The sequence below is a fragment of the Pantoea sp. Ae19-2 genome, assembly GCF_059801205.1.
In genome coordinates this window covers 4,328,725-4,348,005 of record NZ_JBCHWE010000001.1, presented here as the reverse complement: position 1 = coordinate 4,348,005, position 19,281 = coordinate 4,328,725, and the positions used below count along the sequence as shown (strand labels likewise).

Sequence of the window (19,281 nt, the reverse complement as noted above, 5' to 3'; positions counted from 1 at the left end):
GCTAACCCTGCCGTATCTGGTTGCCGCTGATGACGTCGCGGATCTCGGAGGGATTTAACCTGCCTCCCGTGTTCCCGTTGAGCACGGGGAACGCCGGACCAAACTGCCGTTTGACTTCATCTACTGTGCGACAGGGCGGCTGCCCTGAAAGATTCGCACTGGTTGACACCAGAGGCTTGCCAAACGCCCGGCACAACGCCTGAACGTCAGGATGATCGCTGACGCGAATAGCCAGAGAATCGAATTGTCCGGTTAACCAACGCGGCGTATGCGGTGCCGCAGGCACGACAAAGGTCACCGGGCCGGGCCAGCAGGCAAACATACGTTCACGCTGCATCGCCGTTAACACGTGATCGGAAACGTAGGGCATGAGCTGGCCATAATCGGCCGCTATCAGAATCAATCCTTTTTCCACGGGCCGCCGTTTCAACGCCAACAGCGCCATGACGGCCGATTCATTATCAGGATCGCAGCCCAGGCCGAATACCGCTTCTGTAGGGTAAGCAATGACTGCATGTTGCTTCAGATGGTTCACACAATCCTGGAGTGAGCCGGAAACTGGTTGATTTTGCATGATGATGTCTTACGTCTCTTCAATGATAGCTTTGCCACAACGTTTACTGGCGCAAAAAAGCCGGGTGCCTTGCGTGGTCTTTTTTTCAACTAAAAGTGGAAATTCACAATGCGGACAACGCCCGGCCACGGGTGTCAGGTTGACGGCAAACTGGCAGGCTGGATAGCGATCACAGGAATGAAACGTTTTACCAAAGCGCGATCGCCGCTGTACCAGTTTACCCTGCTGACACTGCGGGCAATCGAGAGTCGTCTCATCAGGTTTATCGATCGTTTCTGTGTAATCACATTCTGGATAATGGCTACAGCCAATGAACATACCAAAACGGCCCTGGCGTAATACTTTATCTGCGCCACATTGCGGGCAGGCGTGACCTTCCAGAACTTTCACAACGTGCCCGTCGGCCTGGTTGCCCAAGGGCCGAATGTAATCGCAGGCAGGGTAGTTTGCACAGCCCAAAAAAGGGCCGTGTTTTCCTGAACGTATAACAAGTTCTGCCCCGCAAGCGGGGCAGGGATCCTGTTTACGCACAGTGAAGAGTGCGGTTTTACTCATAACGATAATGCATCAGTGAAATTTAATGCAGCATACCTTCGTTGACGTCGAATAACAGTTCTTCCATTTGTTGGTAGGCATTTTCACATCCTGGGATGTTAAAAAGCACCATCAACACCACCCATTTAAGATCCTCAAGATCGAAATCAAGAGTATCAAGCGCCATGACACGTTCAATGACCATTTCTCGTGTTTCAAGGCTCAATACCTGAATTTGTTCCAGGAAGAGCAGGAAACCGCGGCTTTCGGCATCTAAACGCTTGCTCTCTTCATCTGTATAGATGCGCATGGAGAGCGGATCATTTGCCAGTAAAATTGGTGCGACCAGACCTTCCTGGTAGTCTGCCAACTTTTCTAACCAGTTCAACGCGTTATAAATGTCTTCGCGATGAAAACCGGCATCCGTCAAGTCATCTGTCAATCTGTCCTGATCAACACCCATTTCTGCTTCGTTGTGGATATAGGTCTCAAACAAGTACATGAGTACGTCGAACATGGCATGCCCTCCTCAATCGGACATAGCCGCCGGGTACAGCTGCGATCCATCCTGCTAACTCCAGTTCCAGCAACTGAGCTGTAATAACTGGCACAGGTTGGCCGGCACGTTCAGCGACAACGTCAACAGGTGTAACCTCATCACCTACGTTAGCCAACAGCTCGGCAAATGGCAATGGAGCATCGTCACTGGCATCAGAATAAATTTCGTCTGATTGTGTAACAGGTAACCAGTTAAGCATAGCGCGTAAATCTTCAATGATGTTATTAGGATGTGCCACCAGCATTGCTCCCTGCTGAATCAACCAGTTTGTTCCCTCACTGCCGCTGTTGCCCAATGCTCCAGGCAAGGCATAAACAGCGCGATTTTGCTCTAATGCGTAACGGGCTGTGACTAATGAACCACTCTTTAATGACGCTTCAATGACTAACACGCCCTGGCTTAATCCGCTGATAATCCGGTTTCTGCGTGGAAACCGGTGTGCCAGAGGAAGTGCATCAAGCGGAAACTCGGATATCACCGCGCCCCCCTGCTCGACAATTTCCTGAGCCAGCGCAACATGCCTCCTGGGATAGAGGTGGGCCAGTCCGCTGCCCAGTACCGCAACGGTTTTCCCCCTCACGTTCAGCGCAGCACGATGTGCAACACCATCAATACCGAGAGCCAGGCCGCTGGTGATGGTGAAGCCACTGAGCGACAACGCCTGTGTGAACACGTCACACCAGTAACGACCGGAGTGAGAGCACTGGCGGCTGCCCACCACCGCCAGCTGCGATGTACCCAGAACGGAAGGATCGCCCTTTACATACAGCAAAGGAGGAAAACAGCTGATTTCAGTGAGCTGAGCGGGATAAAGCGGATCAAGGGCGGTAATCAAATGATGTAACGGGCTTTGCGACAGCCACTTGTTTACCGTTTTCAGCCAACCCGGGGAGAGATGATGGTAATGGTGGCGCTGTGAAACCTCTAATCCATTCTGGGTCAACACATCGTCAACATCTTTGCCTTCAGACAGTTGCTGTGCCGCCTTTAACCAACGCCTGCCGGTTAAGCCCGGTATAGTGCCCAGCCGCAGTAATTGCTCCCGTTTTCTCATCTTCAAAGCCCTCTGACAAGCATCGCGTCCCTCCGCAGAATGCTGTCAATCGGGTAGTAAAAAGTCTACAATATGAGGAAGTAATCTTTCCCTTTTAGAATTTATATCTGGATATTTATGTCAGTTTTACAGGTATTACATTTCCCTGACGAGCGCCTGCGCAAAATTGCCGCGCCTGTTAAAGAAGTTAACGCGGACGTTCAGCGTATCGTCGATGATATGTTCGAAACCATGTATTCCGAAGAAGGTATCGGCCTTGCCGCGACGCAGGTGGATATTCATCAGCGCATCATTGTGATTGATGTCTCTGAAAACCGCGACGAACGCCTGGTCTTAATCAATCCTGAGCTGCTGGAAAAGAGCGGCGAAACGGGTATCGAAGAAGGTTGCCTGTCTATTCCTGAGCAACGTGCCTTTGTGCCTCGTGCCGAGCGGGTAAAAGTCCGTGCACTGGACCGCGAGGGTAAAAGCTTCGAACTTGAAACCGGTGATCTTCTGGCTATCTGCATCCAGCACGAAATCGACCATCTCGATGGTAAGCTGTTCATCGATTATCTTTCGCCTTTAAAGCGTCAGCGCATTAAAACAAAGTTAGAAAAGCTGGCGCGTCAAAATGCTCAGGCTTCCTGAGATCGGAATAAGGGATAAACGTGTCTGCTCCGCTTAAAATTATCTTTGCTGGCACGCCAGACTTTGCAGCGCGTCATCTTGACGCGCTGCTTGCTTCTGAGCATCAGATTGTCGGCGTCTTCACCCAGCCGGATCGTCCTGCAGGTCGCGGCAATAAGTTGACCGCCAGCCCGGTCAAGTCATTGGCCCAGGCTCACAACATTCCGGTATTTCAACCCCAATCCCTGCGCCCGGCCGAAAACCAACAGTTGGTTGCAGACTTACAGGCTGACGTCATGGTTGTCGTCGCTTATGGGCTCATCCTGCCAAAAACCGTGCTTGAGATGCCCCGTTTGGGTTGTATCAACGTGCACGGTTCCCTGTTACCACGCTGGCGTGGCGCCGCGCCTATTCAGCGCGCACTCTGGGCGGGTGACAGCGAAACCGGCGTGACCATTATGCAGATGGATGTCGGGCTGGATACGGGTGACATGTTGTTAAAACTCGCCTGTCCGATTAGCGCTGAAGACACCAGCGCAACGCTTTACGATAAGCTGGCAGATCTGGGTCCGGCAGGGTTGATGACCACATTATCCCAGTTACGTGACGGTAACGCGCAGGCCGTTCAGCAGGATGAAAGTCTGGCTAACTACGCAGAAAAACTGAGCAAAGAAGAGGCGCGCCTTAACTGGACGTTGCCGGCTGAACAGCTGGAACGCTGCATTCGTGCTTTTAATCCCTGGCCGATAAGCTTTTTTATGGTGAATGACCAGCCGGTGAAAGTCTGGCAAGCCAGCGTCTTACCTCATGTCAACAAGCAGCCGGGAGAGATTATCCAGGCTGACAAACACGGCATTCACATTGCCACTGCCGACGGCGTGCTGAATTTACTTCAGCTTCAACCCGCCGGTAAAAAAACGATGTCAGCACAGGACCTGCTTAACTCGCGTCGCGAATGGTTTGAAACCGGCACGCTTCTGGACTGACCCTCAGGCCCGGCAAAACCGGGCCTTTTGCTTGATGGCACTATCTTATGACTAAATCAACCAATCTTCGTAGCCTGTCTGCTCAACTGATCGAACGCGTTGTCGATAAAGGCGAATCACTCAATACCGCCTTGCCCGCGGCACAGAAAAAACTCTCAGATAAAGATGCTGCCCTGGTACAAGAGATCTGCTTTGGTGTACTGCGCACGTTACCGCAGCTGGAAGCGCTGATCGGCAAACTGATGGAACGTCCCTTAACGGGTAAGCAGCGTACGCTGCATTTCCTGATTATGGTGGGCTTATATCAGCTACTTTATACACGCGTGCCCGCTCATGCAGCATTAGCGGAGACAGTGGCCGGGGCGGAGGTGCTGAAACGCGCAAACCTGAAAGGATTAATCAATGGCGTCTTGCGCCAGTTCCAGCGTCAGCAGGAAGCCCTTCTTGCCAGTATTCAGGATGGTCCTCAGCGTCATCTTCATCCGGGCTGGTTACTGAACCGGCTTCAGCAGGCATGGCCAGAGCAGTGGCAGCAAATTGTTGAGGCAAACAACCAGCGACCACCGATGTGGTTGCGTGTTAATCGCCAACATCATTCACGTGACAGCTGGCTGGCGCGCCTCACCGCAGAGGAGAAGAGTGCTGCTGTCGCCCAAGATGTGCCAGAAGCGCTGCGTCTTGCGGCGCCTGCACCGGTTACTCTGCTGCCTGGCTTTGAGCAAGGCTGGTTTACGGTACAGGATCTCTCCGCTCAACGCTGTGCGCTTCTGCTTGAGCCAAAAAACGGTGAGCAGATTCTGGATCTCTGCGCGGCGCCGGGAGGGAAAACGACCCACATTCTGGAGATTGCTCCCGAGGCACAGGTGCTTGCTGTCGATGTTGATGCCCAACGACTGAAACGCGTGAATGAAAATCTGACTCGTCTGGGGATGACCGCCGAGGTAAAACAGGGAGATGGGCGCACGCCGCAGCAGTGGTGCGACCAACGTCAGTTTGACCGCATTTTGCTGGATGCGCCCTGCTCAGCGACCGGCGTTATCCGCCGGCATCCCGACATTAAGTGGTTACGTCGCGATCGCGACATTGCAGAGCTGGCCGCATTACAACGTGAAATTCTGGATGCGACCTGGCCGCTGCTCAAACCCGGCGGTACGATGATCTATGCAACCTGCTCTGTCTTACCGGACGAGAACCAGCGGCAAATCAGCGAGTTCATCGAGCGTCACGCTGATGCGGAAGCGGTTTCATTGTCCGGCGCGCCCCTGAACGGTTGGCAGGTCTTTCCCGAGGCAGAAGGCGGAGATGGTTTTTTCTACGCTAAGCTGGTGAAACGCACGGGTCCACTCTGAAAAGGCATTGATAAGCGATGAAAATCATAATTCTTGGTGCTGGTCAGGTCGGCGGCACACTGGCAGAAAACCTGGTTGGTGAAAATAACGATATTACCGTTGTGGATACAGACTCAACGCGGTTACGCCAACTGCAGGACAAATTTGATTTACGTGTCGTGCAGGGCCATGGTTCTCACCCACGTATTCTCCGTGAGGCCGGTGCAGAGGATGCCGATATGCTGGTTGCCGTGACCAGCTCGGATGAAACCAATATGATTGCCTGCCAAATCGCTTATTCGCTTTTCAACACGCCAAATCGCATCGCCCGTATCCGTGCGGCGGACTATCTGCGCGACGCCGATAAACTGTTTATTCCTGAAGCCGTGCCCATCGATCATTTGATTTCGCCTGAGCAACTGGTCATCGACAACATATATCGTCTGATTCAGTATCCTGGTGCACTGCAGGTCGTTAACTTTGCCGAAGGTAAGGTCAGTCTTGCCGTTGTCAAAGCCTATTATGGCGGTCCGCTCGTAGGCAATCCGCTGTCGATCCTGCGGGACCATATGCCACATATCGATACGCGCGTGGCGGCAATCTTCCGTCAGGATCGCCCTATCCGTCCACAGGGATCCACCATTATTGAAGCAGGGGATGAGGTCTTTTTCATTGCCGCAAGCCAGCATATTCGTGCAGTCATGAGTGAAATGCAGCGGCTGGAAAAACCCTATAAACGCATCATGTTGGTGGGCGGCGGAAATATTGGTTTTGGCCTGGCGCAGCGGCTTGAGAAAAATTACAGCGTCAAACTCATTGAGCGTAATCCTCAGCGTGCTGCCGAGCTGGCAGAACAGTTACATGATACAGTGGTGTTCTATGGTGATGCGTCCGATCAGGAGCTGCTGGCGGAAGAGCACATCGAGCAGGTCGACTTATTCATTGCCGTCACCAACGATGACGAAGCGAATATTATGTCGGCCATGCTGGCTAAAAAAATGGGTGCCAAGAAAGTCATGGTGCTGATACAACGACGGGCTTACGTCGATCTGGTCCAGGGCAGCGTAATTGATATTGCCATTTCGCCACAGCAGGCCACGATTTCAGCCCTGTTAGGGCACGTGCGCAAAGCGGACATTGTAGGCGTTTCGTCTTTACGCCGCGGTATTGCCGAAGCCATTGAAGCCATTGCGCACGGTGATGAAACCACCTCACGCGTGGTGGGACGGTCAATTGATGATATCAAGCTTCCACCAGGCACATTGATTGGTGCGGTGGTTCGCGGCGATGATGTGATGATAGCGAATGACAACCTGCGTATTGAACAGGGCGACCACGTCGTCATGTTTTTAACCGATAAGAAATTTGTACCGGACGTCGAACGCCTGTTTCAGCCAAGTCCGTTCTTCCTGTAAAAAATTCAGGGCTGTGTCTGACATCATTTAGCAAATTGTTCGCAGCAATGGCAAATATGGCAAGCTTTGTTAAACTTTATGGCATTGGCTAAGGCAAGGAGAGAAGTATGAGTTTATTCAAAGAGTTTCGTGATTTTGCGATGCGCGGCAATGTGGTTGACCTGGCAGTCGGTGTCATCATTGGTGCGGCATTTGGTAAAATTGTTTCATCATTGGTGGCGAACATCATTATGCCACCTTTGGGTTTGCTGATTGGCGGCGTTGATTTCAAATCGTTTAGTTGGGTGCTTAAACCCGCCGTAGGTAATGCGCCCGCTGTCGTCATGGAATATGGTGTTTTCCTGCAAACCGTATTTGATTTCATCATTGTTGCTTTTGCTATCTTCATGGCAATCAAGTTGATGAACAAACTGTATAAAAAGAAAGAAGTGGAAAAACCGGCCCCCAAACCTTCAAACGAAGAACTGCTTCTGACCGAAATTCGCGACTTACTTAAACAACAAAACACAAAAATTTAAACGACGAAGCCGCTATAACGCGGCTTTTTTGTGCCCGAAAAGCAGAAGGCCAGTGATAAACGGCTTGCTTATCACTGGCCTCCCAGTCTTTTCCTTTTCCATGTTTTGCTTTACGTTTGAAACTGCCCTTCCCTTTTTGTTTCTGTTCGACCCGCTGTCTGAAGAGAGGATCGTGTAACAATGCCTGTAAGGCGTTATCCTGTATTTGCCCTTTCGTATGGCGATAACTGGACATAATTTCTCCGTGTCGTTGATAGAAATAAGGCTGTTAAAGATGCAGCAGCCACTATTATACGCGGATGCTGACGACATAAAACATGCTAATCTGGCGAAATTTTGCGCTTAATTGCGCGGCCATATTCCCCATCCAGAAAATCTGTGCTCATGCCGGCCTGACGAAGTTTAACCTTCAGCAGCAGCAGCCGTTGTGTCTGAATCAGTCGCTCAGGATCGTCAGGATCTAAATGGTGTAACAGATCGCTGACCTGCAGCGCTTCGCGCCGGAGTTCGAGCTCCGGGGGCAGGAAGCCTGCATTTTTTAACAGTCGAAATCCTGCACGCAGCTCAGGTGGAACCTGACTGTCGTCTTCAAGTTGCAGCGGCGCACCTTCACCCGGCAGGTTACTTAGCTCGCCTTTCTCCTGCGCCGCTTTGATATGCTGTTCAACAAGCTGATCAATTAACCACATTGTTCGCCTCCTTCATAACATGACAAGCGTAGCAGACGCGGAACTGCAGACAATAAAAAACCCGCCGAAGCGGGTTTTTCACGTTGCAACAGATTACTCTGCCGCAGCTTCTGCTTGAGCTTCTGGACGATCAACCAGCTCGATGTATGCCATCGGAGCGTTGTCACCAGCGCGGAAGCCACACTTCAGAATGCGAGTGTAACCACCTGCACGGCTCGCGAAACGCGGGCCTAACTCATTAAACAGTTTTGCCACGATCTCGTTATCACGAGTGCGGGCGAATGCCAGACGACGATTAGCTACGCTGTCGGTCTTGGCAAGAGTAATCAGCGGCTCAACTACGCGGCGCAACTCTTTGGCTTTCGGCAGAGTCGTCTTAATGATCTCATGACGAACCAGAGAGCCAGCCATGTTGCGGAACATAGCCTGACGATGGCTGCTGTTGCGGTTCAGTTGACGACCACTCTTACGATGGCGCATGACCTTATCCTTCTCAGTGAAACCTTAACCTGTGATCGGGTTATTCATCAGCAATGCTTGCCGGTGGCCAGTTTTCCAGGCGCATGCCCAGAGACAGACCACGTGAGGCCAGCACATCTTTAATCTCGGTAAGAGATTTTTTACCAAGGTTAGGCGTTTTAAGCAGCTCAACCTCAGTACGCTGTACCAGATCACCGATGTAGTGGATAGCTTCTGCCTTAAGGCAGTTAGCAGAGCGGACAGTCAATTCCAGATCGTCAACAGGGCGCAGCAGGATCGGATCGAATTCTGGTTTCTCTTCTTTCACTTCCGGCTGACGTACATCACGTAAGTCAACGAAAGCTTCCAGTTGTTCTGCCAGGATGGTTGCCGCACGACGAATCGCCTCTTCAGGATCGATTGTGCCGTTGGTTTCCATTTCGATGACCAGCTTGTCCAGGTCGGTGCGCTGCTCTACACGCGCTGCTTCAACATTGTAGGCGATACGGTCTACAGGGCTGTAGCAAGCGTCAACTAACAGACGGCCGATTGGGCGCTCATCTTCTTCCGAATGAATTCGGGCAGAAGCCGGCACATAACCACGACCACGCTGAACTTTGATACGCATGCTAATAGATGCATTTTCATCGGTCAGATGGCAGATCACATGCTGCGGCTTGACGATTTCGACATCACCATCATGGGTAATGTCGGCTGCAGTCACAGGGCCAATGCCAGATTTATTCAAGGTAAGAATAACTTCATCTTTGCCCTGAACTCTTACCGCCAAACCTTTAAGGTTGAGCAGGATTTCCAGGATATCTTCCTGTACACCCTCTTTGGTGCTGTACTCATGCAGTACACCATCAATTTCAACCTCGGTCACCGCGCAACCCGGCATTGATGAAAGCAGAATACGGCGCAGCGCGTTACCAAGAGTATGGCCAAAGCCACGCTCTAAAGGCTCAAGGGTCACCTTGGCGTGCGTCGAACTCACTTGCTCGATATCTACCAGGCGCGGTTTTAGAAACTCTGTCACAGAACCCTGCATTGTGTCCTCTCTTTGGTACTAAGCTTTACTTGGAGTAAAGCTCGACGATCAGGTGTTCGTTAATGTCCGCAGACAGATCGGTACGTTCAGGAATACGTTTGAACACACCTTCCATCTTAGCTGCATCAACTTCCAGCCAGGTTGGCTTTTCACGCTGCTCAGCCAGCTCCAGAGCGGCCTTCACGCGAGATTGCTTTTTGGCTTTCTCACGGATGCTAACGACATCATTCGGAGATACCTGATAAGAAGCGATGTTAACAACGCGACCATTTACCAGAACAGACTTATGGCTCACCAGCTGACGTGCTTCCGCACGCGTGGCACCAAAGCCCATACGATAAACGACGTTGTCCAGACGGCCTTCCAGCAGAGCCAACAGGTTTTCACCGGTGTTGCCTTTCAGACGTGCTGCTTCTTTGTAATAGTTACGGAACTGACGCTCAAGAACACCGTACATACGACGAACTTTTTGCTTTTCACGTAACTGGCCGCCGTAGTCAGACAGACGTGGCTTACGCGCACCGTGCTGACCAGGAGCTTGTTCAATTTTACACTTGGAATCAATCGCGCGAACGCCAGACTTAAGGAATAAGTCAGTGCCCTCACGACGGCTCAGCTTGAGCTTAGGACCCAAATATCTTGCCATTTTCTTTCTCCAACTATCCTAAAAAACGGGGCGTTATACGCGACGTTTTTTCGGCGGACGACAACCGTTATGAGGGATCGGAGTCACATCAGTAATATTCGTGATGCGGAAACCAGCGGCGTTCAGTGCACGAATTGTTGATTCGCGACCCGGACCCGGACCCTTAACCATAACTTCCAGGTTCTTAATACCGTAATCTTTTACCGCTTCTGCACAGCGCTCTGCAGCGACCTGAGCAGCAAACGGAGTGGATTTACGTGAACCGCGGAAACCGGAACCACCGGCGGTTGCCCAACCCAGTGCGTTACCCTGACGATCAGTAATGGTAACGATTGTGTTGTTAAAAGAAGCATGGACATGAGCCACGCCATCTGAGACTTGTTTTCTTACACGCTTACGTGCACGAACTGGTGCCTTTGCCATTATTTACTCACCCCGATTATTTCTTGATCGGTTTACGCGGACCCTTACGGGTACGTGCGTTGGTCTTGGTGCGCTGACCGCGAACCGGAAGACCACGACGATGGCGCAAACCACGGTAGCAACCAAGGTCCATAAGACGCTTGATGCTCAGGGTGATTTCACGGCGCAGATCACCTTCTACAACGAATTTAGCAACTGCATCACGCAGCTGATCAATTTGTTCTTCAGACAGCTCACTGATCTTAACATTTTCAGCAATGCCCGTTGAAGCGCAGATGGCTTTCGAACGAGTCTTACCAATACCGAAAATCGAGGTTAAAGCGATAACGGTATGTTTCTGATCAGGAATGTTAATGCCTGCTATACGGGCCACTATGCACTCCTACTATTTAATATGTACGTACCATGCCGAAAAGCCCGTTTTCAGGATACTCAAATGGAAACGTACAGACATACAAAAGATTGGCTGGCTAATCTAGCCAGCTCAACCCGACTTTGCAAGAAAAATATGTGAAAATCAGCCTTGGCGCTGTTTATGCTTTGGCTCGGCGCTGCAGATCACACGAACGACACCGTCGCGGCGAATGATTTTGCAGTTACGACATAATTTCTTGACGGAAGCACGAACTTTCATTTTTACTCTCCGTAACTTCTCAACCACCTGAATTAACGGCCGTAGCCCTTCAGGTTAGCTTTCTTCAATGCAGACTCGTACTGACTTGACATCATCAGAGTTTGCACTTGAGCCATAAAGTCCATGATGACGACCACTACGATGAGCAGTGATGTACCGCCAAAGTAGAAAGGAACTTTCATCGCATCACGCATGAACTCCGGGATAAGGCAGATAAAGGTAATGTAGAGGGCACCGATTAAGGTTAACCGCGTCATTACTTTATCAATATACTTCGCCGTTTGCTCTCCCGGACGAATTCCCGGTACGAATGCACCAGACTTCTTCAGGTTATCTGCTGTTTCACGCGGGTTGAAAACCAACGCCGTGTAGAAGAAACAGAAGAAGATGATAGCAGTCGCATAGAGTAGCACATAAAGCGGCTGTCCTGGCTGCAAATACATCGAAATTGTTGTCAGCCAGTTCCAACCGGTACCGCCCCCGAACCACGATGCAATCGTTGCCGGGAACAGAATAATGCTGGAAGCGAAGATTGCCGGGATAACCCCTGCCATATTCACTTTCAACGGTAAATGTGTGCTCTGTGCAGCGTATACACGGCGACCTTGTTGACGTTTGGCATAGTTCACCACAATGCGGCGTTGACCACGCTCAACGAAAATAACAAAGAAGGTCACTGCAAATACGAGAACTGCAACCAACAGCAACAGAAGGAAGTGCAGGTCACCTTGCCGCGCTTGCTCGATGGTATGGCCAATGGCCGGCGGAAGACCCGCAACAATACCTGCGAAGATAATGATTGAAATACCGTTACCGATACCACGCTCAGTTATCTGTTCGCCCAGCCACATCAGGAATATTGTCCCGGTAACCAGACTCACAACAGCGGTAAAATAGAATGCAAAGCCTGGATTCATTACCAGGCCTTGCATACCAGGCATATTCGGTAAACCGGTAGCAATACCGATTGACTGGAATATGGCCAATACCAACGTACCGTAACGGGTGTACTGGCTAATCTTACGACGGCCAGCCTCCCCTTCTTTCTTAATTTCAGCTAACGCGGGATGAACCACCGTTAACAGCTGGATAATAATCGATGCCGAAATATACGGCATGATACCCAGAGCAAAGATAGAAGCACGGCTGAGAGCACCACCAGAGAACATGTTAAACATTTCAATGATGGTGCCACGCTGTTGCTCAAGCAGTTTGGCAAGTACAGTGGCATCAATACCAGGGATCGGAATAAAAGAGCCAATACGGAAGACAATCAGTGCACCGATTACAAACAGCAGTCTGCGTTTCAGTTCACCAAAGCCACCTTTGGCACTTTGAAAATCTAATCCCGGTTGTTTAGCCATCTGCTACTTATTCCTCGATTTTACCGCCAGCAGCTTCGATTGCAGCACGAGCACCTTTGGTGACACGCAGGCCGCGAACCGTTACCGGTGCAGAAACTTCACCAGAAAGAATTACTTTAACGAATTCAATCTGAACACCGACAATGTTGGCTGCTTTCAGCGCGTTCAGGTCGACGATACCGCCTTCAACTTTCGCCAGATCAGACAGACGAATCTCTGTGGTGATCATTGCTTTGCGAGAGGTGAAACCGAACTTCGGCAGACGACGGTACAGAGGCATCTGACCACCTTCGAAACCGCGACGTACGCCACCGCCAGAACGAGAGTTCTGACCTTTGTGACCACGACCACCGGTTTTTCCGAGGCCAGAACCGATACCACGACCCAGACGCTTGGTAGCGTGCTTAGACCCTTCGGCCGGAGACAGAGTATTTAAACGCATCTCTTACTCCTCCACTTTAACCATGTAGGAAACCGCGTTGACCATACCGCGTACAGCTGGCGTATCTTCACGCTCTACGGTATGACCAATACGACGCAGACCCAGGCCAACCAGAGTGGCTTTATGCTTAGGCAAGCGGCCGATTGAACTACGGGTTTGGGTGATTTTAATAGTGTTAGCCATCGTGATTACCCCAGAATTTCTTCAACGGATTTACCACGCTTAGCAGCGACCATTTCCGGAGACTTCATATTGCCCAGACCGTCAATAGTTGCACGAACCACGTTAATCGGGTTGGTGGAACCATAGGCTTTTGCCAGAACGTTATGTACTCCAGCGACTTCCAGAACGGCGCGCATTGCACCACCGGCGATGATACCGGTACCTTCTGAAGCCGGCTGCATGAACACACGGGACCCAGTGTGCGCACCTTTAACAGGGTGCTGCAGGGTGCCGTTGATCAGCGCGACATTAACCATATTGCGACGGGCTTTCTCCATCGCTTTCTGGATCGCTGCTGGAACTTCACGCGCTTTACCGTAACCAAAACCAACGCGGCCGTTACCATCACCCACTACAGTCAGTGCGGTGAAGGAGAAAATACGACCACCTTTTACAGTTTTAGATACACGGTTTACCGCGATCAGTTTTTCCTGCAGTTCGCCAGCTTGTTTCTCGATGTGTGCCATCTTAGACCTCTACCTTAGAACTGAAGGCCAGCTTCACGGGCAGCATCTGCCAGTGCCTGGACGCGACCATGATATTGGAAACCGGAACGGTCGAAAGAAACACCAGTGATGCCTTTTTCGATTGCGCGTTCTGCAATAGCTTTACCTACAGCAGCTGCGGCTTCTTTATTACCGGTAAACTTCAGTTGTTCAGTGATAGCTTTTTCTACAGTAGAAGCAGCAACCAGAACTTCGGAACCGTTCGGGGCGATTACCTGTGCGTAAATGTGACGCGGGGTACGATGTACCACCAGGCGAGTAGCACCCAGCTCTTTGAGCTTGCGACGTGCACGGGTCGCACGACGGATACGAGCAGATTTCTTATCCATAGTGTTACCTTACTTCTTCTTAGCCTCTTTGGTACGCACGACTTCGTCGGCGTAACGGACACCCTTGCCTTTATAAGGCTCAGGACGACGGTAGGCGCGCAAGTCAGCTGCAACCTGGCCGATCACCTGCTTATCAGCGCCTTTCAGCACGATTTCAGTCTGAGTCGGACACTCTGCAGTGATACCCGCGGGCAGCTGGTGATCAACTGGATGAGAAAAGCCCAGAGACAGGTTAACTACGTTGCCTTTTACGGCAGCACGATAACCAACACCAACCAGCTGCAGCTTCTTAGTGAAGCCTTCGGTAACACCGATAACCATTGCGTTCAGCAGCGCGCGAGAAGTACCCGCCTGCGCCCAGCCGTCAACGAAACCTTCGCGCGGAGCGAAAGTCAGAGCGTTGTCAGCATGCTTAACTTCAACAGCATCATTGATAGTACGAGTCAGCTCGCCGTTTTTACCTTTAATCGAAATTACCTGACCGTTGAGTTTTACCTCTACGCCGGCAGGAATAACGACAGGTGCTTTAGCAACACGAGACATTTTATTCCTCCGATTACGCTACGTAGCAGATAATTTCGCCACCAAGACCAGCCTGGCGCGCTGCACGATCAGTCATGACACCTTTCGATGTAGAAATGACAGCGATACCCATACCAGCCATTACCTTTGGCAGCTCATCTTTTTTCTTATAGATGCGCAGGCCGGGACGGCTTACTCGCTGAATGCTTTCTACAACAGCTTTACCCTGGAAATACTTAAGAGTCAGTTCCAGTTCCAGCTTGATGTCGCCTTCGATTTTAAAATCTTCAATAAAGCCTTCTTCCTTCAGCACGTTGGCAATTGCCAATTTCAGCTTGGAGGAGGGCATGGTGACCGCAACTTTGTTCGCGGCCTGACCGTTACGGATACGGGTCAGCATATCCGCGATCGGATCTTGCATGCTCATCTGTGTTACTCCCGTGATTCAATTGGTGACAATTACCAGCTAGCCTTTTTCAGACCCGGGATTTCACCGCGCATTGCGGCTTCACGGACCTTGATACGGCTCAACCCAAACTTCCGCAGGAAACCGTGCGGACGACCTGTTTGACGGCAGCGGTTACGCTGACGTGAAGGGCTGGAATCACGCGGCAGACTCTGCAGCTTGAGAACGGCATCCCAACGGTCTTCGTCGGAAGCGTTCACATCAGAAATGATCGCTTTCAGTTCAGCGCGTTTTGCGAAGAATTTGTCTGCTAATTTCACACGCTTAACTTCGCGTGCTTTCATAGATTGCTTAGCCATTAAGTAACCCTACCTTACTTACGGAACGGGAAGTCAAAGGCAGCCAGCAGAGCACGGCCTTCATCATCAGATTTCGCAGTAGTGGTAATGGTAATATCCAAACCACGAACGCGATCGACTTTGTCGTAGTCGATTTCTGGGAAGATGATCTGCTCACGTACACCCATGCTGTAGTTGCCACGACCATCGAATGACTTAGCGGACAAGCCACGGAAGTCACGGATACGCGGTACAGCAATGGTGATCAGACGCTCAAAGAACTCCCACATGCGTTCGCCACGCAGAGTTACTTTACAGCCGATCGGATAGCCCTGACGGATTTTGAAGCCTGCAACTGATTTGCGTGCTTTGGTGATCAACGGTTTTTGACCGGAGATTGCTGCCAGGTCAGCTGCTGCGTTATCCAGCAGTTTCTTGTCAGCGATCGCTTCACCAACACCCATGTTCAGGGTGATCTTCTCGACCCGAGGGACTTGCATGACAGAATTGTAGCCGAACTCACTCATGAGTTTCTGGACTACCTCGTCTTTGTAGTAATCATGCAGTTTCGCCATCGTACTACTCCAAATTACTTGATAGTTTCGCTATTAGACTTGAAGAAACGGACTTTTTTGCCGTCTTCGAATCTAAAGCCTACACGGTCAGCCTTACCGGTTGCCGCATTGAAGAGAGCAACGTTAGAAACCTGAATAGCAGCTTCTTTTTCAACGATGCCGCCTGGTTGGTTCAGAGCCGGAACAGGCTTCTGATGTTTCTTAACCAGGTTGATACCTTCAACGATGACCTTGCCAGAAGACAGGACGTTCTTAACTTTACCGCGCTTACCTTTATCTTTACCGGTTAACACGATAACTTCGTCGTTACGACGGATTTTAGCTGCCATTGTTCGCTCCTTAGAGTACTTCTGGTGCCAGAGAGATAATTTTCATGAACTTTTCAGTACGAAGTTCACGAGTTACCGGCCCAAAAATACGCGTACCGATAGGCTGCTCACTGTTATTGTTTAAAATAACGCATGCATTACCATCGAAGCGAATGACAGAACCGTCCGGGCGACGAACACCCTTCCTGGTGCGCACCACTACCGCCTTCAGGACATCACCTTTTTTAACTTTACCACGTGGAATTGCTTCCTTGATGGTAACTTTAATGATGTCGCCGACGCCTGCGTAGCGACGGTGCGAGCCACCCAGAACCTTGATACACATTACGCGACGTGCACCGGAGTTGTCGGCGACGTTCAGCATAGTCTGTTCTTGGATCATTTCAGTGCTCCGCTAATGTCAACTACTACTTCGGGACCTAGACCTCAGGTCGATTGAAAGCCCCATAATTGAGGGCGCGGCATTATAACACCGGTTCTCGCAGATGGGTAGAAAAAATGAACGGCTCTTGCGAGCCGTTCATTCGATTTTTAAAGAGGGCAGATTCTATTACAGAATTGCTTTCTCTACAACGCGAACCAGAGTCCAGGACTTAGTCTTGGACAGTGGACGGCATTCGCGGATTTCTACCACGTCACCGATTCCACATTCGTTGTTCTCGTCATGGATGTGCAGCTTAGTCGTACGCTTAATGAATTTTCCATAGATTGGATGCTTCACGAAACGCTCGATAGCAACAACCGCAGATTTCTGCATTTTGTCACTAACGACACGACCCTGCAGAGTACGGATTTTATCGGTCATTACGAACCCGCCTTCTCAGTCAGTAAAGTCTTAACGCGCGCAACATCACGGCGAACCTGCTTCAGCAGATGAGACTGCTGCAGTTGGCCAGATGCTGCCTGCATGCGCAGGTTAAATTGCTCACGCAGCAGATTAAGCAGCTCAGTGTTCAGCTCTTCAACGCTTTTTTCACGCAGCTCTGTTGCTTTCATTACATCACCGTCTTAGTTACAAAGGTGGTTTTGATAGGCAGTTTTGCTGCTGCCAGCTTGAATGCTTCACGGGCCAGCTCTTCTGGTACGCCGTCCATTTCATACAGGACTTTACCAGGCTGGATCAGGGCAACCCAATACTCGACGTTACCCTTACCTTTACCCATACGCACTTCCAGCGGCTTCTCGGTGATCGGTTTGTCCGGGAATACACGGATCCAGATCTTACCTTGACGCTTAACTGCACGGGTCATAGCACGACGTGCTGCTTCGATCTGACGGGCAGTCAGACGACCACGGCCAACAGCTTTCAGACCGAAAGTCCCGAAGCTAACATCCGTACCCTGCGCCAGACCACGGTTGCGGCCTTTGTGCACTTTACGGAATTTTGTACGCTTTGGTTGTAACATAGCGACTCTCCTTACTTACGGCCTTTACGCTGCTGCTTTTTAGGTTGAGCAGCCGGTTCCGGTTGTTCAACAGCAGCCATACCACCCAGGATCTCGCCTTTGAAGATCCATACCTTAACGCCGATTACACCATAAGTGGTGTGCGCTTCAGAGGTGTTGTAGTCAATGTCAGCACGCAGAGTGTGCAACGGCACGCGACCTTCACGATACCATTCGGTACGTGCGATCTCGGCGCCGCCCAGACGGCCGCTAACTTCAACTTTAATACCCTTCGCGCCCAGACGCATGGCGTTCTGAACCGCACGCTTCATAGCACGACGGAACATCACGCGACGCTCCAGCTGTGAAGTGATGCTGTCAGCAACCAGTTTAGCGTCCAGTTCCGGTTTACGGACTTCGGCGATATTGATCTGTGCAGGTACGCCAGCGATTTTCGCCACGACCGTGCGCAGTTTTTCTACGTCTTCACCTTTCTTACCGATCACGATGCCAGGACGAGCGGTGTGAATGGTCACACGGATGCTCTTAGCCGGACGCTCGATAACGATACGAGATACAGACGCCTTAGCCAGTTCCTTAGTCAGGTACTGACGTACTTTAAAGTCGCTGTCCAGGTTGTCAGCGAATTCTTTGGTGTTCGCAAACCAGGTAGAGTTCCATGGTTTTACAATACCCAGGCGAATACCATTAGGATGTACTTTCTGACCCATTGCTAGTCTCCAGAGTCTCAGCGATCGGACACAACCACAGTAATGTGGCTGGTGCGCTTCAGGATGCGATCTGCACGACCTTTTGCACGCGGCATAATGCGCTTCATGCTTGGGCCTTCGTCGACGAAAATTTTCGCGACTTTCAGATCGTCGATATCAGCGCCATCGTTGTGTTCAGCGTTAGCAATGGCAGATTCCAGAACTTTCTTGACCAGTACAGCCGCTTTCTTGTTGGTGTAGGTCAAAATGTCCAGTGCCTGCGACACTTTCTTACCGCGGATCAGGTCAGCAACAAGGCGAACCTTCTGAGCAGAAGAACGAGCGTGGCGATGTTGAGCTAAAGTTTCCATCTCTTCCTCCTACTTATTTCTTCTTGGCTTTTTTATCAGCCGCGTGACCGCGATAAGTACGTGTCGGCGCGAATTCACCCAGTTTGTGACCAACCATTTCGTCGGAAACAAAGACAGGAACGTGCTGACGACCATTATGGACAGCGATGGTCAAACCGATCATGTTAGGAAAGATCGTTGAACGACGGGACCAAGTGCGCAAAGGCTTCTTGTCACCGCTTTCCACCGCTTTCTCTACCTTCTTCAGCAAGTGCAGGTCAATAAAAGGACCTTTCTTGAGAGAACGTGGCATGGCTTATCCTC

The 19,281-nt window shown here is 50.8% G+C and carries 34 protein-coding genes; 5 read left to right on the top strand and 29 right to left on the bottom strand.

The genetic code is table 11. The annotated features are described in order from the left end of the window. Position 1: 1 nt before the first annotated feature. The 4 genes from tsaC to dprA are packed head-to-tail and all read right to left on the bottom strand — an operon-like array spanning position 2 to position 2,721. Positions 2 to 574, bottom strand: a complete 573-nt coding sequence (gene tsaC / locus AAIE03_RS20075; protein WP_014594749.1) for an L-threonylcarbamoyladenylate synthase type 1 TsaC — start codon at positions 572 to 574, stop codon at positions 2 to 4. 9 nt (positions 575 to 583) lie between these two features. Further along, entirely contained in the window at positions 584 to 1,129 is a 546-nt protein-coding gene (locus tag AAIE03_RS20070) for a DNA topoisomerase family protein (RefSeq protein WP_014594750.1), read from the bottom strand. A gap of 22 nt (positions 1,130 to 1,151) precedes the next feature. Continuing rightward, complete coding sequence (gene smg / locus AAIE03_RS20065) at positions 1,152 to 1,625, bottom strand: DUF494 family protein Smg (RefSeq protein WP_013027451.1); 474 nt, start codon at positions 1,623 to 1,625, stop codon at positions 1,152 to 1,154. Next, positions 1,597 to 2,721, bottom strand: coding sequence for a DNA-protecting protein DprA (gene dprA, locus AAIE03_RS20060; RefSeq protein ID WP_014594751.1), 1,125 nt, complete (start codon positions 2,719 to 2,721; stop codon positions 1,597 to 1,599). Before dprA ends, smg begins: the two co-directional genes overlap by 29 nt. 117 nt (positions 2,722 to 2,838) lie before the next feature. Between dprA and def the strand changes: the two genes are divergently transcribed. The 5 genes from def (at position 2,839) to mscL (ending at position 7,577) form a co-directional block, all read left to right on the top strand. Beyond that, positions 2,839 to 3,351, top strand: a complete 513-nt coding sequence (gene def, locus AAIE03_RS20055; RefSeq protein ID WP_013027453.1) for a peptide deformylase — start codon at positions 2,839 to 2,841, stop codon at positions 3,349 to 3,351. Between the two features lie 20 nt (positions 3,352 to 3,371). Continuing rightward, a complete protein-coding gene (gene fmt / locus AAIE03_RS20050; RefSeq protein WP_014604876.1) occupies positions 3,372 to 4,316 on the top strand; it encodes a methionyl-tRNA formyltransferase in 945 nt (314 codons plus the stop codon). Between the two features lie 47 nt (positions 4,317 to 4,363). Then, positions 4,364 to 5,665 (top strand): 16S rRNA (cytosine(967)-C(5))-methyltransferase RsmB, encoded by a 1,302-nt coding sequence (gene rsmB / locus AAIE03_RS20045; RefSeq protein WP_014604875.1) that lies wholly within the window; start codon positions 4,364 to 4,366, stop codon positions 5,663 to 5,665. A 17-nt stretch (positions 5,666 to 5,682) separates the two neighbouring features. Beyond that, entirely contained in the window at positions 5,683 to 7,059 is a 1,377-nt protein-coding gene (gene trkA, locus AAIE03_RS20040) for a Trk system potassium transporter TrkA (protein WP_013027456.1), read from the top strand. 107 nt (positions 7,060 to 7,166) lie between these two features. Next, on the top strand, positions 7,167 to 7,577 hold the full coding sequence (mscL, locus tag AAIE03_RS20035; protein ID WP_013027457.1) for a large-conductance mechanosensitive channel protein MscL: 411 nt from the start codon (positions 7,167 to 7,169) through the stop codon (positions 7,575 to 7,577). Here the strand turns inward: mscL and AAIE03_RS20030 are convergent. The 25 genes from AAIE03_RS20030 to rpsS all read right to left on the bottom strand — a co-directional run bounded on the left by AAIE03_RS20030 (position 7,552) and on the right by rpsS (position 19,270). Beyond that, on the bottom strand, positions 7,552 to 7,812 hold the full coding sequence (locus AAIE03_RS20030) for an alternative ribosome-rescue factor A (RefSeq protein WP_019105359.1): 261 nt from the start codon (positions 7,810 to 7,812) through the stop codon (positions 7,552 to 7,554). The two genes, mscL and AAIE03_RS20030, sit on opposite strands and share 26 nt — an antisense overlap. An 85-nt stretch (positions 7,813 to 7,897) precedes the next feature. Next, positions 7,898 to 8,266: a DnaJ family domain-containing protein gene (locus tag AAIE03_RS20025; protein ID WP_019105358.1), complete on the bottom strand. Its 369-nt coding sequence runs from the start codon at positions 8,264 to 8,266 to the stop codon at positions 7,898 to 7,900. Between the two features lie 93 nt (positions 8,267 to 8,359). Beyond that, positions 8,360 to 8,746, bottom strand: a complete 387-nt coding sequence (gene rplQ, locus AAIE03_RS20020; protein WP_003850180.1) for a 50S ribosomal protein L17 — start codon at positions 8,744 to 8,746, stop codon at positions 8,360 to 8,362. A gap of 40 nt (positions 8,747 to 8,786) precedes the next feature. Next, positions 8,787 to 9,776, bottom strand: coding sequence for a DNA-directed RNA polymerase subunit alpha (locus AAIE03_RS20015; protein ID WP_007891688.1), 990 nt, complete (start codon positions 9,774 to 9,776; stop codon positions 8,787 to 8,789). Positions 9,777 to 9,801: 25 nt separating this feature from the next. Next, on the bottom strand, positions 9,802 to 10,422 hold the full coding sequence (gene rpsD / locus AAIE03_RS20010) for a 30S ribosomal protein S4 (RefSeq protein WP_013027460.1): 621 nt from the start codon (positions 10,420 to 10,422) through the stop codon (positions 9,802 to 9,804). Between the two features lie 33 nt (positions 10,423 to 10,455). Then, positions 10,456 to 10,845, bottom strand: coding sequence for a 30S ribosomal protein S11 (gene rpsK, locus AAIE03_RS20005; RefSeq protein ID WP_004160563.1), 390 nt, complete (start codon positions 10,843 to 10,845; stop codon positions 10,456 to 10,458). 16 nt (positions 10,846 to 10,861) lie between these two features. After that, positions 10,862 to 11,218 carry a 30S ribosomal protein S13 gene (gene rpsM, locus AAIE03_RS20000; RefSeq protein ID WP_003850176.1) on the bottom strand — a complete coding sequence of 119 codons (357 nt, stop codon included), beginning with the start codon at positions 11,216 to 11,218 and terminating at the stop codon, positions 10,862 to 10,864. 144 nt (positions 11,219 to 11,362) lie between these two features. Continuing rightward, positions 11,363 to 11,479, bottom strand: coding sequence for a 50S ribosomal protein L36 (rpmJ, locus tag AAIE03_RS19995; RefSeq protein WP_004160566.1), 117 nt, complete (start codon positions 11,477 to 11,479; stop codon positions 11,363 to 11,365). Between the two features lie 32 nt (positions 11,480 to 11,511). Next, complete coding sequence (gene secY, locus AAIE03_RS19990; RefSeq protein WP_498563149.1) at positions 11,512 to 12,843, bottom strand: preprotein translocase subunit SecY; 1,332 nt, start codon at positions 12,841 to 12,843, stop codon at positions 11,512 to 11,514. A gap of 7 nt (positions 12,844 to 12,850) precedes the next feature. Beyond that, positions 12,851 to 13,285 (bottom strand): 50S ribosomal protein L15, encoded by a 435-nt coding sequence (gene rplO, locus AAIE03_RS19985; protein WP_009087579.1) that lies wholly within the window; start codon positions 13,283 to 13,285, stop codon positions 12,851 to 12,853. Between the two features lie 3 nt (positions 13,286 to 13,288). Continuing rightward, the gene (rpmD, locus tag AAIE03_RS19980) at positions 13,289 to 13,468 is read right to left on the bottom strand and encodes a 50S ribosomal protein L30 (protein ID WP_013027462.1); all 180 of its coding nucleotides are present in this window, start codon (positions 13,466 to 13,468) and stop codon (positions 13,289 to 13,291) included. 5 nt (positions 13,469 to 13,473) lie between these two features. After that, the gene (gene rpsE / locus AAIE03_RS19975) at positions 13,474 to 13,974 is read right to left on the bottom strand and encodes a 30S ribosomal protein S5 (RefSeq protein WP_006120595.1); all 501 of its coding nucleotides are present in this window, start codon (positions 13,972 to 13,974) and stop codon (positions 13,474 to 13,476) included. 14 nt (positions 13,975 to 13,988) lie between these two features. After that, positions 13,989 to 14,342 (bottom strand): 50S ribosomal protein L18, encoded by a 354-nt coding sequence (rplR, locus tag AAIE03_RS19970; RefSeq protein WP_013027463.1) that lies wholly within the window; start codon positions 14,340 to 14,342, stop codon positions 13,989 to 13,991. Positions 14,343 to 14,351: 9 nt separating this feature from the next. After that, entirely contained in the window at positions 14,352 to 14,885 is a 534-nt protein-coding gene (rplF, locus tag AAIE03_RS19965; protein WP_013027464.1) for a 50S ribosomal protein L6, read from the bottom strand. Between the two features lie 13 nt (positions 14,886 to 14,898). Then, positions 14,899 to 15,291, bottom strand: a complete 393-nt coding sequence (gene rpsH, locus AAIE03_RS19960) for a 30S ribosomal protein S8 (RefSeq protein WP_013027465.1) — start codon at positions 15,289 to 15,291, stop codon at positions 14,899 to 14,901. A 32-nt stretch (positions 15,292 to 15,323) separates the two neighbouring features. After that, positions 15,324 to 15,629 (bottom strand): 30S ribosomal protein S14, encoded by a 306-nt coding sequence (gene rpsN, locus AAIE03_RS19955; protein WP_006120592.1) that lies wholly within the window; start codon positions 15,627 to 15,629, stop codon positions 15,324 to 15,326. A gap of 14 nt (positions 15,630 to 15,643) precedes the next feature. Continuing rightward, a complete protein-coding gene (rplE, locus tag AAIE03_RS19950; protein ID WP_006120591.1) occupies positions 15,644 to 16,183 on the bottom strand; it encodes a 50S ribosomal protein L5 in 540 nt (179 codons plus the stop codon). A gap of 14 nt (positions 16,184 to 16,197) precedes the next feature. Then, entirely contained in the window at positions 16,198 to 16,512 is a 315-nt protein-coding gene (rplX, locus tag AAIE03_RS19945; RefSeq protein WP_003850150.1) for a 50S ribosomal protein L24, read from the bottom strand. Positions 16,513 to 16,522: 10 nt separating this feature from the next. Then, positions 16,523 to 16,894, bottom strand: coding sequence for a 50S ribosomal protein L14 (gene rplN / locus AAIE03_RS19940; protein ID WP_006120590.1), 372 nt, complete (start codon positions 16,892 to 16,894; stop codon positions 16,523 to 16,525). A gap of 168 nt (positions 16,895 to 17,062) precedes the next feature. Then, the gene (gene rpsQ / locus AAIE03_RS19935; RefSeq protein ID WP_006120589.1) at positions 17,063 to 17,317 is read right to left on the bottom strand and encodes a 30S ribosomal protein S17; all 255 of its coding nucleotides are present in this window, start codon (positions 17,315 to 17,317) and stop codon (positions 17,063 to 17,065) included. Continuing rightward, positions 17,317 to 17,508, bottom strand: a complete 192-nt coding sequence (gene rpmC / locus AAIE03_RS19930; RefSeq protein WP_006120588.1) for a 50S ribosomal protein L29 — start codon at positions 17,506 to 17,508, stop codon at positions 17,317 to 17,319. The genes rpsQ and rpmC overlap by 1 nt, the downstream gene beginning before the upstream one ends. Continuing rightward, entirely contained in the window at positions 17,508 to 17,918 is a 411-nt protein-coding gene (gene rplP, locus AAIE03_RS19925) for a 50S ribosomal protein L16 (RefSeq protein WP_002438716.1), read from the bottom strand. The genes rpmC and rplP overlap by 1 nt, the downstream gene beginning before the upstream one ends. An 11-nt stretch (positions 17,919 to 17,929) precedes the next feature. After that, entirely contained in the window at positions 17,930 to 18,628 is a 699-nt protein-coding gene (gene rpsC / locus AAIE03_RS19920) for a 30S ribosomal protein S3 (RefSeq protein ID WP_006120587.1), read from the bottom strand. A gap of 17 nt (positions 18,629 to 18,645) precedes the next feature. Next, the gene (gene rplV, locus AAIE03_RS19915) at positions 18,646 to 18,978 is read right to left on the bottom strand and encodes a 50S ribosomal protein L22 (RefSeq protein ID WP_002919773.1); all 333 of its coding nucleotides are present in this window, start codon (positions 18,976 to 18,978) and stop codon (positions 18,646 to 18,648) included. A gap of 13 nt (positions 18,979 to 18,991) precedes the next feature. Then, entirely contained in the window at positions 18,992 to 19,270 is a 279-nt protein-coding gene (gene rpsS, locus AAIE03_RS19910; RefSeq protein WP_001138115.1) for a 30S ribosomal protein S19, read from the bottom strand. Positions 19,271 to 19,281 lie beyond the last annotated feature (11 nt).

Bases quoted from the DNA above. Each gene is read 5' to 3' on its own strand.
- rplP (WP_002438716.1), bottom strand. From the start codon at position 17,918: ATGTTACAACCAAAGCGTACAAAATTCCGTAAAGTGCACAAAGGCCGC.
- rpsD (WP_013027460.1), bottom strand. From the start codon at position 10,422: ATGGCAAGATATTTGGGTCCTAAGCTCAAGCTGAGCCGTCGTGAGGGC.
- rplF (WP_013027464.1), bottom strand. From the start codon at position 14,885: ATGTCTCGTGTTGCTAAAGCACCTGTCGTTATTCCTGCCGGCGTAGAG.
- rplN (WP_006120590.1), bottom strand. From the start codon at position 16,894: ATGATCCAAGAACAGACTATGCTGAACGTCGCCGACAACTCCGGTGCA.
- rpsC (WP_006120587.1), bottom strand. From the start codon at position 18,628: ATGGGTCAGAAAGTACATCCTAATGGTATTCGCCTGGGTATTGTAAAA.
- AAIE03_RS20030 (WP_019105359.1), bottom strand. From the start codon at position 7,812: ATGTCCAGTTATCGCCATACGAAAGGGCAAATACAGGATAACGCCTTA.
- rplQ (WP_003850180.1), bottom strand. From the start codon at position 8,746: ATGCGCCATCGTAAGAGTGGTCGTCAACTGAACCGCAACAGCAGCCAT.
- smg (WP_013027451.1), bottom strand. From the start codon at position 1,625: ATGTTCGACGTACTCATGTACTTGTTTGAGACCTATATCCACAACGAA.
- AAIE03_RS20015 (WP_007891688.1), bottom strand. From the start codon at position 9,776: ATGCAGGGTTCTGTGACAGAGTTTCTAAAACCGCGCCTGGTAGATATC.
- rpmJ (WP_004160566.1), bottom strand. From the start codon at position 11,479: ATGAAAGTTCGTGCTTCCGTCAAGAAATTATGTCGTAACTGCAAAATC.
- def (WP_013027453.1), top strand. From the start codon at position 2,839: ATGTCAGTTTTACAGGTATTACATTTCCCTGACGAGCGCCTGCGCAAA.
- rpsH (WP_013027465.1), bottom strand. From the start codon at position 15,291: ATGAGCATGCAAGATCCGATCGCGGATATGCTGACCCGTATCCGTAAC.
- rpsE (WP_006120595.1), bottom strand. From the start codon at position 13,974: ATGGCACACATCGAGAAACAAGCTGGCGAACTGCAGGAAAAACTGATC.
- rsmB (WP_014604875.1), top strand. From the start codon at position 4,364: ATGACTAAATCAACCAATCTTCGTAGCCTGTCTGCTCAACTGATCGAA.
- rpsS (WP_001138115.1), bottom strand. From the start codon at position 19,270: ATGCCACGTTCTCTCAAGAAAGGTCCTTTTATTGACCTGCACTTGCTG.
- rpsK (WP_004160563.1), bottom strand. From the start codon at position 10,845: ATGGCAAAGGCACCAGTTCGTGCACGTAAGCGTGTAAGAAAACAAGTC.
- rpmD (WP_013027462.1), bottom strand. From the start codon at position 13,468: ATGGCTAACACTATTAAAATCACCCAAACCCGTAGTTCAATCGGCCGC.
- AAIE03_RS20025 (WP_019105358.1), bottom strand. From the start codon at position 8,266: ATGTGGTTAATTGATCAGCTTGTTGAACAGCATATCAAAGCGGCGCAG.
- AAIE03_RS20070 (WP_014594750.1), bottom strand. From the start codon at position 1,129: ATGAGTAAAACCGCACTCTTCACTGTGCGTAAACAGGATCCCTGCCCC.
- rplO (WP_009087579.1), bottom strand. From the start codon at position 13,285: ATGCGTTTAAATACTCTGTCTCCGGCCGAAGGGTCTAAGCACGCTACC.
- trkA (WP_013027456.1), top strand. From the start codon at position 5,683: ATGAAAATCATAATTCTTGGTGCTGGTCAGGTCGGCGGCACACTGGCA.
- rplR (WP_013027463.1), bottom strand. From the start codon at position 14,342: ATGGATAAGAAATCTGCTCGTATCCGTCGTGCGACCCGTGCACGTCGC.
- mscL (WP_013027457.1), top strand. From the start codon at position 7,167: ATGAGTTTATTCAAAGAGTTTCGTGATTTTGCGATGCGCGGCAATGTG.
- rplE (WP_006120591.1), bottom strand. From the start codon at position 16,183: ATGGCGAAACTGCATGATTACTACAAAGACGAGGTAGTCCAGAAACTC.
- tsaC (WP_014594749.1), bottom strand. From the start codon at position 574: ATGCAAAATCAACCAGTTTCCGGCTCACTCCAGGATTGTGTGAACCAT.
- rpmC (WP_006120588.1), bottom strand. From the start codon at position 17,508: ATGAAAGCAACAGAGCTGCGTGAAAAAAGCGTTGAAGAGCTGAACACT.
- rpsQ (WP_006120589.1), bottom strand. From the start codon at position 17,317: ATGACCGATAAAATCCGTACTCTGCAGGGTCGTGTCGTTAGTGACAAA.
- rplV (WP_002919773.1), bottom strand. From the start codon at position 18,978: ATGGAAACTTTAGCTCAACATCGCCACGCTCGTTCTTCTGCTCAGAAG.
- rpsN (WP_006120592.1), bottom strand. From the start codon at position 15,629: ATGGCTAAGCAATCTATGAAAGCACGCGAAGTTAAGCGTGTGAAATTA.
- dprA (WP_014594751.1), bottom strand. From the start codon at position 2,721: ATGAGAAAACGGGAGCAATTACTGCGGCTGGGCACTATACCGGGCTTA.
- secY (WP_498563149.1), bottom strand. From the start codon at position 12,843: ATGGCTAAACAACCGGGATTAGATTTTCAAAGTGCCAAAGGTGGCTTT.
- rplX (WP_003850150.1), bottom strand. From the start codon at position 16,512: ATGGCAGCTAAAATCCGTCGTAACGACGAAGTTATCGTGTTAACCGGT.